Consider the following 12,325-nt stretch of genomic DNA (forward strand, 5'->3'; position numbering starts at 1 on the left):
GCGGCGGGGATGCGATGTTGCGAAGGCAGAGCCATGCTCCAGCCTCCCACCACACCTCGTCCGACAGGTCAACTCTGACGGTTATTCACGTACAAGCCCTGGTACGGCGCCCAGCACGTCACCCCGGGCGACACGCGCACCCCGCACTCTTGCGCACCACCTGTCTCACCCTTCAAAGTCCTTACCTGAGTTCGGTAAAGGGCGCGCAAATGGCTGCCCATGCAAGTCCCGTCGATCGCCTGGAGGTTCGATGAACGACGCGGTACCGGAGCAGCACGACGTCAGTCGGCGGTCCGTTCTGTGGTCTGCGGGGGCCGCCAGTGCCGGGCTCGCGTTCGGGGCCACGCCTGCGGCAGCGGAGGAGGCGCCCGCTCAGGAACCCGGACGCCAGGGCCGGAGCATGATCGGGGTGCCCTTCCAGCGGCGTTCGGTCGTGCGGGTCGCGTTGATCGGGCTCGGCAATCGGGGCGGGGCGATGATCGACCTCTACCTCGCCGTGCCGGGCGTCAAGGTGGTGGCGCTGTGCGATCCGGTGAAGGCGAAAGCCGAGCGGGCCGCCGCCAAGGTCACGGCCGCCGGGCAGCCCGCACCGGCCGTGTATGTGCATGGCGACCACGACTACGAGCAGCTGCTCAAGCGCGGCGACATCGACTTCGCGCACGTCGCGACGCCCTGGGACTCGCACTTCGAGATCGCCAGGTCGGCGCTCCTGAACGGGGTTCACGTCGGCGTGGAATGTCCCATCGCGCTCCAGCTCGACGAGCTGTGGGAGCTGGTGAACCTCTCGGAGCGGACCCGCAGGCACTGCATGCAGCTGGAGAACTGCTGTTACGGCCGCAACGAGATGCGGGTGCTGCGCATGGCGCACGCGGGCAAGTTCGGGGATCTGCTGCACGGCGCGGGTGCGTACAACCACGATCTGCGGGGCCTGATGTTCGACCCCGCGTACTACGAGGGCCCGTGGCGCAGGCTCTGGCACACCCGGCTGCGCGGCGACCTGTACCCCAATCACGGCTTCGGGCCGGTGGCCAACTACATGGACCTCAACCGGGGCGACCGCGCGGTCAGCATCGTCAGCGTCGGCTCGCCCTCGCTCGGTCTGGCCCAGTACCGGGCCGCCAACATGCCTGCGGGCGACCCGAGTTGGAGGGAGACGTACATCGAGAGCGACCGCACGATCAGCCTGGTGCAGACCGCGAAGGGCCGGGTGATCCGGCTTGAGCACGACGTCTCGACCCCGCATCCCTACAGCCGGATCAACAGCCTCGGCGGCACCAAGGGACTTTTCGAGGACTACCCCGAGCGGATCTACATCGAGCCGGACCACAAGAACGACGAGTGGGGCGACTTCTCGAAGTACGCCGAGTGGGACCACTGGCTGTGGAAGGAGCACGCCGATCCGCCGGGCGGGCACGGCGGGATGGACTACATGCTGGTGTTCCGGCTGATGCAGTGCGTGCGCCTGGGCCTCGTGCCCGACTTCGACGTGTACGACGCGGCGACGTGGACCTCTCCGGTCCCGCTGAGCAATCTGTCGATCAAGCAGCGCGGCATGCCGCAGCAGATCCCCGACTTCACGCGAGGTGAGTGGAAGAAGTCCCGCCCCGGGATGGATTCCGAGAAGCCCGTCGAGATGTGAGCCGCGGGTGCCCCCGGCCTCTGCCGGCCGGGGGCAGCGGCCGCTCAGCAGTGCCGGACGTCCTCGGTCAGGGTGCCCTGGGCCGTCTTCAGGCTGCGGTCGTAGCAGCCGTCCGAGCCGTACAGGCGGTAGCGCTCGGCCGAGGTGCCGACCGCGTGGCGCTGCTCGCGCGGCACGTTCATCGTCCAGGAGGCGTCACCCTGATAGGTGTCGTCGAGGTGCGAGAAGACGGTGGGGCGCGCGCCGCGCAGGGTGAGGGCGTCCGCCCGGTCGCCGAGGCTGATGACGGTGCGCAGCCGGCCGTCGGTGCCGATGGTCGTGGTGCCGTCCATCGCGTACGTGCGGTTGTCGCGGGCGGTCACGGCGGGGCCCCGGCCGGATGTCGTCACGCTCTGGTCGTCGTGCCAACTCCCCTTCAGCGCATCGGTGTTCTCGCCCTCGGTCCAGCGGTGCACCGAATCGGCCGACACCGAACGGGCCACCGTCGTGGTGACGCGGCCGTGCGAGGTGTTGAGGTATCCGGCCGTGGTGAGCCGGTGGCTGCTGCTCGCGTCGAGCCGCAGTTCCGGTGAACCCGGCTTGTACGTCGTCGAGTTGACCGGCGCCGTCTCGTCGTGCCGGGTCAGCCCGCCCGTCACGACCTTGCTGCCCTTGTCCTGCCAGATGAGCAGGTTCGTCGGGGTGGACCAGCCGGCCTGCCCGGCGGGGACCCCGGCGACGGAGACCTCGACCTGGTGCGGGCGGCCGTCGTTGAGCAGCGCCGCGTACGGCGTCAGGTCGTACTCGACGGGCTTCACGTCGAAGGCGCGGGGCGCGGGGACGACGTACCAGAGGAAGGGGTTGGACCAGCCGCCCGTCCATACGGTGGGGAACGGGGCTGCTATTCCCGCGAGTTGGCCGTCGACCCTGATCTGCACTTCCCGGTTGGGCCCTGCCGGCGCCTTGCAGGAGTAGGCGGCGGGATCGGGAACCGCGAGGTACCAGAACTCCTCGCAGCCGCCGCCCGAGCCGGTCGCGTACACCTCGGCGACGACGCGTTCCGCGTTGCGCGGGGTGGTGACCTGCGCGGTGTCCAGCGGGAGCACCTTGTCGGGGGTCGCGGCGGGCGCGGTGCGGCCTTCGGCGGCGTAGAAGGTGAGCGTCACCTTGACGTCGATGACGCCGGTGTAGGTGTCGTCGACGGTGTTGCCGATGAGCATCTCGACGGGCTGGGCGGCGCGGAAGGTGTCGCTGTAGCGCGTGACGTCCTTCTCGACGTTCCAGGCGATGCCGTCGACCGAGGGTTCCGGCGTCGAGGTGCGCAGCACTTCCACGCCGCCCACGTGGAGATAGCCGAGGCGGTCGTACTGGCGCCCCTTGACCTTGCCGTCGAGGCGCAGCACCACCTTGCTCCAGCGGTGGCCGCAGCCCTTGGGGGGTGCGTAACTCCCCTTGTAGGGCGTGTAGTCGCGGAACTGGGCCTCGGCCAGGGTGACTTGGCAGGACTTGGTGTGCGGGGTGGCCACCGGCGGCGCCGCGGTCAGCGGGTCGTGCCAGTCGGTGCCGAACTCGGCGGGCGGGGTGTCGGCAGCGGCGGCCGGGCCCGCGCCGAGCACCAGACCGGCGGCCAGGGTGAGGCCGCCGAGCATGGACATGATCTTTCGTCGTCTCATGGGTCAGGAGTGAAGCGCGAGCGCGGCCGGGACGCCAGACCCGAGGGGCGGACCTTGGCGGGTTCTGTGCCCCAACGCGGAAAAATCGATTGAAATCCGCAAGCGGAAAGGGCGAACCTTGCACGGCTCAGGCCACTCGATGCAAGGAATCCCGGGACGTCATGCAGATTCGCGATCTTCCCTTTACGGATCCAGGCGAACCGGATGTCCGCTCGGGTCCCCGCTTCCTCTACTGGCTGGGCCGCAATCAGCTCGGCGGCCAGCTCAAAGCCCTCGCCTGGGGGCTGCTGCACCAGTGCGGCATCGCCGGGCTGCCGCTGACCGTCGGGCTCGCCGTACAGGCGGCCGTCGACCGCTCGGGCAACCGGCTCGCGCTCGCGGCCGCGCTGAACGTGCTGCTCGGCGTGGCCATCGCAGTCGGCGAGATGATGCTGCACCGCACCGCGGTCACCAACTGGATCACCGCGGCCGCCCGGGTGCAGCAGTTGCTCGCGCGCAAGACCGCCGAGCTCGGCTCGGTGCTCACGCGCCGGGTCGCGGCGGGCGAAGTGGTCGCGGTATCGACGGGTGACGTGGAAAAAATTGGATGGTTCGTGGAGGCGCTCTCGCGCTTCGCGGCGGCCGCCGCCGCACTCGTGATCATCTGTGTCGGGCTGCTGATCTACCAGCCCGCACTCGGCATCGTCGTCGCGATCGGCGTGCCCGTACTCGCCCTGGCCGTCCTGCCGTTGCTGCCGCGCGCCACCAAGCGCGCGGACATCCAGCGCGAAAAGGCGGGCCGGGCAACGGAGTTGGCGTCAGACACGGTCGCCGGGCTGCGCGTGCTGCGGGGCATCGGCGGCGAGGAGCTGTTCCTCGGCCGCTACCGCGAGGCCTCGCAGGAGGTCCGCCGCGCGGCCGTGCGCAGCGCCCGCATGTGGTCGCTGATCTCGGCGGTCCAGGTGCTGCTTCCGGGCCTGCTGCTCATCACGGTCGTCGTGTACGGCGCGCACCTGGCGCTCGACGGGCGGATCGCGGTGGGCGAACTGGTCACCGTGTACAGCGCGGTGACGCTGATGCTGTACCCGCTGCAGCACTTCGAGGAGATCGCGATGGCGTACTCGTTCTCGCGGCCCTCCGCGAAGCGGGCGGCGCGGGTGCTCGCGCTCCAACGGGTCACCGACCCGGCCGGGACGGACACGGGGGTGTCGTCCGGGCCGGGGCGGGCTCTGCCGTCCGGTGATCTGTACGACCCGGGGACCGGGCTGCTCGCACCCGAGGGCCGGTTCACGGCCGTGGTGTGCGGTGACCCGGACGCGGCCGGGCGGCTCGCGGACCGGCTCGGCGGGCATGCCGCCGAGCCGGACGAGCTTCCTTCGGTGCTGCTCGGCGGGGTCGCGCTCGACGGGCTCGCGCTGGACGACGCCCGCACCGTCGTCCTCGTCCAGGACAAGGATCCGGTGCTGCTCTCGGGCACGCTGCGCGAATTGCTCGACGTGCCCTCGTCCGGGCAGGTCGGGGCGGCGGACGCGCTGGCGGCGGCGCAGTGCGGTGACGTACTGGAGGCGCTCGCACAGGCCTCGGCCGGCGACTGCCAGGACCCGATGGGCACCCGGATCACCGAGCGCGGCCGGTCGCTTTCGGGCGGGCAGCGTCAACGTCTGGCCCTGGCCCGGTCGTTGGTGGCCGACCCCGAGGTCCTGGTGCTCGACGAGCCGACCTCGGCGGTCGACTCGCACACCGAGGCGCGGGTCGCGGACGGCATCAAGCGGCTGCGGGCGGGGCGGACGACGGTCGTGTTCACGTCGTCGCCGCTGCTGCTCGACCTGGCCGAGCGGATCGTGTTCGTGCACGACGGCGAGGTCGCGTCGGTGGGCGTGCACCGCGAACTGGTGCACACCGACGCCCGCTACCGCGCGGTCGTCACCCGCGAGACGGACGAGGAAGAGTCGAAGACGATGTCGCAGGCGACGTCACGGGCGATGGAGAAAGTGGAGGAGTCGGCATGATCGGCGTGGCAGCACCGGAGTACGACCCGGCGGCCCCGCAGTCGGCCACCACCCTGCCGGTGGGCACCCCGGCGACGGTGCGTTCGTACGTGAGGGAACTCATGCGGCGCCACCGCGGGGCGTTCTCGGTCCTGATCGGGGTCAACGCGGTCGCCGTGATCGCGTCCATGGTCGGCCCCTACCTCCTCGGCGGTGTCGTGGAGGACCTGTCGAAGGGATCCCGCGACCTTCAACTCGGGCGCGTGGCAGCCCTGTTCGCGGTCGCGCTGATCATCCAGACGGTGTTCGTGCGGATGGTGCGGCTGCGCGGCGGGATGCTCGGCGAGGAGATGCTGGCCGATCTGCGCGAGGACTTCCTGGTGCGGTCGGTCGGGCTGCCGCCGAGCGTCCTTGAGCGGGCCGGTACGGGCGACCTGTTGTCCCGGATCACCACGGACATCGACCGGCTTGCCAACGCGATGCGCGAGGCCGTGCCGCAGCTGGCGATCGGTGTGGTGTGGGCGGCGCTGCTGCTCGGCGCGCTCGGGATCACGGCCCCGCCGCTGGCGCTCGCGGTGCTGATCGCGCTGCCGGTGCTCATCGTGGGCTGCCGCTGGTACTTCCGCCGCGCGCCCGCGGCCTACCGCTCGGAGGCCGCCGGTTACGCGGCGGTCGCCTCCGCGCTGACCGAGACGGTCGACGCGGGCCGCACGGTCGAGGCGCACCGCCTCGGCGGCCGCCGGATCGCGCTCTCGGACCAGCGGGTCAAGGAGTGGACGGCGTGGGAGCGGTACACGCTGTGGCTGCGGACGGTGCTCTTCCCCGTGGTCAGCGTCAGCCACATGACGATCATGGTGTCGGTGCTGACGATCGGCGGGGTCTTCGTCCTCAAGGACTGGATCACGGTCGGCCAGCTCACCACGGGCGCGCTGCTCGCCCAGATGCTGGTCGAGCCGGTCGGGCTCATCCTGCGCTGGTACGACGAGCTCCAGGTGGCCCAGGTGTCGATCGGGCGCCTGGTCGGCGTGCGGGACATCGAGCCCGACGCGGGTGACGCCGGGGTGCGCCCCGACGGGCGGCACGTCGCGGCGGACGGGGTCCGTTTCGGCTACCGCGAGGGCGTGGACGTGCTGCACGAGGTGTCGCTGTCGGTGGCCCCGGGCACCCGGGTCGCCCTGGTCGGGCCGTCCGGCGCGGGCAAGTCGACCCTCGGCCGGCTGCTCGCCGGGATCTACTCCCCGCGCGAGGGCCGCGTCACCCTTGGCGAGGCCGAGCTGTCGCGGATGCCGGCGGAACGGGTGCGCGAACACGTCGCCCTGGTCAACCAGGAGCACCACGTGTTCGTGGGTTCGCTGCGGGACAACCTGCTGCTCGCCCGCACGGGCGCCGACGACGCCGAGCTGTGGGCGGCGCTCGGGGCGGTCGACGCGGACGGCTGGGCGCGGGCCCTCGACGACGGCCTCGCTACGGAGGTCGGCTCGGGCGGCCTGTCGCTGACCCCGGCACAGGCCCAGCAGATCGCGCTCGCCCGGCTGGTACTCGCGGACCCGCACACTCTGGTCCTGGACGAGGCGACCTCGCTCCTGGACCCGCGGGCGGCCCGCCACCTGGAGCGCTCCCTTGCCCGCGTCCTGGACGGCCGCACCGTCGTGGCGATCGCGCACCGGCTGCACACCGCGCACGACGCGGACGTCATCGCGGTGGTCGAGCGTGGCCGGATCAGCGAGCTGGGCAGCCACGACGAGCTGGTCGCGGCGGACGGCGCGTACGCGGCGCTGTGGCGGTCCTGGCACGGTTAGCCTGCGGCGCGGGGGGGGGCTCGGCACTCCGGTGCTGGGCCCCTGGCCCGGCCCCCGGTTCGTTGTTCAGCGCGGACCGTGCTGGGCTGAACGCGCAGTTCCCCGCGCCCCTAAACCCGCTTTCGGCCTCGGACCGTGCGTGGCTGGTCGCGCAGTTCCCCGCGCCCCTAGCGGCATGCGGTACGGGCAACCCCAGCCCGTCATGGGGCCCCTGGCCCTTGAGGCCTTGGGGGAGTTTGAGGACGAGCGCCCTCAAGGCGCGAACGGGGTCTGGGGCGGAGCCCCAGGAAACCCGCCTTCCCCCTTCCCAACCCCCGGCGGGTCTAGGGAAGGGGCGGGGCGGGGTTCAAATGAAGTTCAGCGCGCCCGCCGCGCCTATCCCGCCGAGCACCATGAACGCCGGCATCAGGACCTTCAGCTCGACCCAGCTGCCTGCCCTGAAGCGCATGCCCTTCGGCGGGCCGATGGGGTGCCAGCGCTTGCGGCCCAGCGGGATCGGCCACAGGATCGGGCAACCCGAGACGGTCAGGGCGTCGCCGATGTCGTGGACGAGGGCGCCGAGCACGATCGGCAGACCGAGCCACAGGTACTCCTGGCCGGGGCCGCTGAACAGCCAGTCCGAGCCGTTGCCCGGCTGGTCGAGGACGCCGGCCAGGATCCACGCGCTGGTCGCGCCGAGCGCCCACACCAGCACGTCGCTGGAGACCCGGGCGGCCCGCCACAGCAGGCCTTCGACGGCGAGGACCAGGTGCACGAAGAGGATCGCGAGGACCGCCCAGCGCCCGCCGAACACCGCCGCGGCGGAGGCGCCCGCCCCTATCAGGACGGCCCACAGCCAGGTGTGGGTCAGGGTGCGGTGGCCGCCGTTGCGGCGCGGGTCGCCGGGGCCGCGGGTCGCCTTGTAGACGGCGTGCGACAGCTCGTCGACAATGCCGCACAGGCCGCGCGACACCGGCCCGAAGGCGCGCGAGATGGTCGCCGACTTGTGGTCGAGGTCGGGTGCGAGCGCCGCACCCGCGGTGATCAGGGCGCCCACGGCGAGCACCGGCCACGGCATGGGGTGTCCGGCGGCGGCCGCTGCCGCGCCCACCCCGAGCCAGGCCGCGGCCCCCGACAGTGAGTGCGCAGGTCCCATCATGACCGTGCCCCGCCCCATTTCCTCTTGTTCCGTGCGTCAGTTGACGGCCCGTCCGCGGACGGGCCGAGCTGGCAGCCTACCTGCGATGATCTTCGCGTCGGCGGCCGGTTCCCGCTTCCGGCCGTGCGCCAGGCAAGATGGGGGCGTGACCCTTATCGATCAGCTGCCGCCGAGTGCCGACCCCGATGCCCTTTTCGAGGCCTTCTCCACCTGGGCCGAGGACCAGGGCATCAACCTGTACCCGGCCCAGGAGGAGGCGCTGATCGAGGTCGTGTCCGGGGCGAACGTGATCCTCTCCACCCCGACCGGCTCCGGAAAGAGCCTGGTGGCGGCGGGTGCGCACTTCGCGGCCCTGGCCCGGGACGAGGTCACCTTCTACACCGCGCCGATCAAGGCGCTGGTCTCGGAGAAGTTCTTCGACCTGTGCAAGCTCTTCGGCACCGAGAACGTCGGCATGCTGACCGGCGACGCCTCCGTGAACGCGGACGCGCCCGTCATCTGCTGCACCGCCGAGGTGCTCGCCTCCATCGCGCTGCGCGACGGCAAGCACGCCGACATCGGCCAGGTCGTGATGGACGAGTTCCACTTCTACGCCGAGGCCGACCGCGGCTGGGCCTGGCAGATCCCTATCCTGGAACTTCCCCAGGCGCAGTTCGTCCTGATGTCGGCCACCCTCGGCGACGTCGCGATGTTCGAGAAGGACCTCACCCGCCGCACCGGCCGCGAGACCGCGGTGGTCCGCTCGGCGACCCGGCCCGTGCCGCTCTCGTACGAGTACGTCACGACGCCCATCACCGAGACGCTGACCGAGCTCCTCGAAACCCGGCAGTCGCCGGTCTACATCGTGCACTTCACGCAGGCGCAGGCGGTCGAGCGGGCGCAGTCGCTCATGTCGATCAACATGTGTACGCGCGAGGAGAAGGACAAGATCGCCGACCTGATCGGCAACTTCCGCTTCACCACCAAGTTCGGTCAGAACCTGTCCCGTTACGTCCGCCACGGCATCGGCGTGCACCACGCGGGCATGCTGCCCAAGTACCGCCGCCTGGTCGAAAAGCTCGCGCAGGCGGGCCTGTTGAAGGTCATCTGCGGCACCGACACCCTCGGCGTCGGCGTCAACGTGCCCATCCGTACGGTCCTGTTCACCGCGCTCACCAAGTACGACGGCAACCGGGTCCGCACGCTGCGGGCCCGTGAGTTCCACCAGATCGCGGGCCGCGCCGGGCGGGCCGGGTTCGACACCGCCGGGTTCGTGGTGGCCCAGGCGCCCGAGCACGTCATCGAGAACGAGAAGGCGCTCGCCAAGGCCGGCGACGACCCGAAGAAGCGCCGCAAGGTGGTCCGCAAGAAGGCCCCCGAGGGCTTCGTGGCCTGGTCGGACACCACCTTCGAGAAGCTGATCGGCTCCGATCCCGAGCCGCTGACCTCCCGCTTCCGGGTCACCAACATCATGCTGCTCTCGGTGATCGCCCGGCCGGGCAACGCCTTCGAGGCGATGCGGCACCTCCTGGAGGACAACCACGAGCCGCGCAAGGCGCAGCTGCGGCACATCCGCCGGGCCATCGCGATCTACCGCTCGCTGCTCGACGGCGGTGTGGTGGAGCAGCTGGAGACCCCCGACGCCGAGGGCCGCACGATCCGGCTCACCGTCGACCTCCAGCAGGACTTCGCGCTGAACCAGCCCCTGTCGACGTTCGCGCTCGCCGCCTTCGACCTCCTTGACCCGGAGTCGCCGTCGTACGCGCTCGACATGGTCTCGGTCGTCGAGTCGACCCTTGACGACCCGCGCCAGATCCTCGCCGCGATGCAGAACAAGGCGCGCGGCGAGGCCGTCGGGCAGATGAAGGCGGACGGCGTCGAGTACGAGGAGCGCATGGAGCGGCTCCAGGACATCTCGTACCCGAAGCCGCTGGAAGAGCTGCTGTGGCACGCCTACAACGTGTACAAGAAGTCGCACCCGTGGGTCGGCGACCACCCGGTCTCGCCGAAGTCGGTCATCCGTGACATGTACGAACGGGCGCTCACCTTCACGGAGTTCACCTCCTGGTACGAGCTGGCGCGCACCGAGGGCATCGTCCTTCGCTATCTGGCGAGCGCGTACAAGGCGCTCGACCACACCATCCCGGACGACCTGAAGACCGAGGACCTGGAGGATCTGATCGCCTGGCTGGGCGAGATGGTGCGTCAGGTGGACTCCTCGCTCCTGGACGAGTGGGAGCAGCTCGCCAACCCGGAGATCCAGACGGCCGAGGAGGCCCAGGAGAAGGCCGACGAGGTCAAGCCGGTCACGGCCAACGCCCGTGCCTTCCGGGTGCTCGTACGCAACGCGATGTTCCGCCGGGTCGAGCTGGCCGCCCTCGACAACGTCGACGCGCTCGGCGAGCTCGACGCGGAGTCCGGCTGGGACGCGGACGCGTGGGGCGAGGCGATGGACAAGTACTGGGACGAGTACGACGACCTCGGCACCGGTCCCGACGCGCGCGGCCCCAAGCTGCTCGCGATCGAGGAGGACGCGGCGCACGGCCTGTGGCGCGTCCGCCAGACGTTCGCCGACCCGAACGGCGACCATGGCTGGGGCATCAGCGCGGAGGTCGACCTGGCGGCGTCCGACGAGGAGGGCCGTGCGGTGGTGCGCGTCACCGACGTCGGCGAACTCTGAACCCGGCTGCGACGACCCCGGCACCGACCCGAGAGGACCGCGACGACATGACCAATCCGGCGGAGAGACTCGTCGATCTGCTCGACCTGGAGCAGATCGAGGTCAACATCTTCCGCGGCCGCAGCCCGCAGGAGTCCCTCCAGCGGGTCTTCGGCGGGCAGGTCGCGGGCCAGGCGCTGGTCGCGGCCGGGCGCACCACGGACGGTGAGCGTCCGGTGCACTCGCTGCACGCGTACTTCCTGCGGCCGGGGCGGCCCGGCGTGCCGATCGTCTACCAGGTGGAGCGGGTGCGCGACGGGCGGTCCTTCACCACCCGGCGGGTCACCGCGGTCCAGCAGGGCCGCACGATCTTCAACCTGACCGCGTCCTTCCACCGCCCGGAGCCCGGCAGCATCGAGCACCAGCTCCCGCCGCGCCTCGACTTCCCGGAACCGGAGTCGCTGCCCACGGTCGCCGAGGAGATCCGCGAGCACCTGGGCGCCCTGCCCGAGGCCCTGGAGCGGATGGCACGCCGCCAGCCGTTCGACATCCGGTACGTCGACCGGCTGCGCTGGACGGCCGAGGAGATCAAGGACGCGGATCCGCGCAGCGCTGTCTGGATGCGCGCGGTCGGCCCGCTGGGCGACGACCCGCTGGTGCACACCTGCGCGCTGACGTACGCGAGCGACATGACGCTCCTGGACGCGGTGCGCATCCCGGTCGAGCCGCTGTGGGGGCCGCGCGGCTTCGACATGGCCTCGCTCGACCACGCGATGTGGTTCCACCGCCCGTTCCGCGCCGACGAGTGGTTCCTGTACGACCAGGAGTCCCCGGTCTCGACGGGCGGCCGGGGCCTGGCCCGCGGCCGGATCTACAACCGCGAGGGCGAACTGCTGGTGTCGGTGGTCCAGGAGGGCCTCTTCCGCCCACTGGGCGCCGCCGCCGACTGATCAACTCACCTTTTTCCAGAAGGAGTTACCGATGAGCCTGTACGACATCCCGCTGCGCACCCTGACCGGCGAGCCGACTTCCCTCGCCGACTACGAGGGCCGGGCCGTGCTCCTGGTGAACGTGGCGTCCAAGTGCGGTCTGACCCCGCAGTACGCGGGTCTTGAGCGGCTCCAGAAGGAGTACGGCGACCGCGGTCTGACCGTGCTCGGCGTGCCGTGCAACCAGTTCGGCGGCCAGGAGCCCGGCACCGCCGAGGAGATCGGCACGTTCTGCTCGGCCACGTACGGCGTGACCTTCCCGCTCCTGGAGAAGACCGACGTGAACGGCGAGGGCCGGCACCCGCTCTACGCGGAGCTGACGAAGACCGCGGACGCCAACGGCGAGGCCGGCGACATCCAGTGGAACTTCGAGAAGTTCCTGCTCTCCCCCCGAGGCGAGGTCGCCGCGCGCATCCGCCCCCGCACGGAGCCGGAGGCCCCCGAGGTCGTCGCCCTCATCGAGGCCAACCTGCCTGCCTGACCCCGGACTTGCGGCCCAAGGC

At 71.0% G+C, this 12,325-nt stretch carries 8 protein-coding genes; 6 read left to right on the plus strand and 2 right to left on the minus strand.

The window, feature by feature from the left end; all coding sequences use genetic code 11:
* Positions 1–250: 250 nt before the first annotated feature.
* On the plus strand, positions 251–1,639 hold the full coding sequence (locus ADK54_RS04425) for a Gfo/Idh/MocA family protein (RefSeq protein WP_053724177.1): 1,389 nt from the start codon (positions 251–253) through the stop codon (positions 1,637–1,639).
* Positions 1,640–1,683: 44 nt separating this feature from the next.
* Here ADK54_RS04425 and ADK54_RS04430 read toward each other — a convergent pair whose 3' ends face one another.
* The gene (locus ADK54_RS04430) at positions 1,684–3,291 is read right to left on the minus strand and encodes a peptide-N4-asparagine amidase (RefSeq protein WP_234391923.1); all 1,608 of its coding nucleotides are present in this window, start codon (positions 3,289–3,291) and stop codon (positions 1,684–1,686) included.
* Positions 3,292–3,452: 161 nt separating this feature from the next.
* Between ADK54_RS04430 and ADK54_RS04435 the strand changes: the two genes are divergently transcribed.
* Both ADK54_RS04435 and ADK54_RS04440 read left to right on the plus strand, forming a co-directional pair.
* Entirely contained in the window at positions 3,453–5,279 is a 1,827-nt protein-coding gene (locus tag ADK54_RS04435) for an ABC transporter transmembrane domain-containing protein (protein ID WP_053724179.1), read from the plus strand.
* A complete protein-coding gene (locus ADK54_RS04440; RefSeq protein WP_053724180.1) occupies positions 5,276–7,057 on the plus strand; it encodes an ABC transporter ATP-binding protein in 1,782 nt (593 codons plus the stop codon). Before ADK54_RS04435 ends, ADK54_RS04440 begins: the two co-directional genes overlap by 4 nt.
* A 346-nt stretch (positions 7,058–7,403) precedes the next feature.
* Here the strand turns inward: ADK54_RS04440 and ADK54_RS04445 are convergent, their stop codons facing one another.
* On the minus strand, positions 7,404–8,195 hold the full coding sequence (locus ADK54_RS04445; RefSeq protein ID WP_053724280.1) for a metal-dependent hydrolase: 792 nt from the start codon (positions 8,193–8,195) through the stop codon (positions 7,404–7,406).
* Between the two features lie 85 nt (positions 8,196–8,280).
* Here ADK54_RS04445 and ADK54_RS04450 point away from each other — a divergent pair, with 85 nt between their 5' ends.
* Genes ADK54_RS04450 through ADK54_RS04460 form a run of 3 tightly spaced genes read left to right on the plus strand, consistent with a single transcriptional unit; the run spans position 8,281 to position 12,303 of the window.
* On the plus strand, positions 8,281–10,854 hold the full coding sequence (locus tag ADK54_RS04450; RefSeq protein WP_078966123.1) for a DEAD/DEAH box helicase: 2,574 nt from the start codon (positions 8,281–8,283) through the stop codon (positions 10,852–10,854).
* A gap of 47 nt (positions 10,855–10,901) precedes the next feature.
* A complete protein-coding gene (locus ADK54_RS04455; RefSeq protein WP_053724182.1) occupies positions 10,902–11,783 on the plus strand; it encodes an acyl-CoA thioesterase in 882 nt (293 codons plus the stop codon).
* Between the two features lie 31 nt (positions 11,784–11,814).
* Positions 11,815–12,303 carry a glutathione peroxidase gene (locus ADK54_RS04460; RefSeq protein ID WP_053724183.1) on the plus strand — a complete coding sequence of 163 codons (489 nt, stop codon included), beginning with the start codon at positions 11,815–11,817 and terminating at the stop codon, positions 12,301–12,303.
* Positions 12,304–12,325 lie beyond the last annotated feature (22 nt).

The organism is Streptomyces sp. WM6378, assembly GCF_001279695.1.
Classification (GTDB): domain Bacteria; phylum Actinomycetota; class Actinomycetes; order Streptomycetales; family Streptomycetaceae; genus Streptomyces.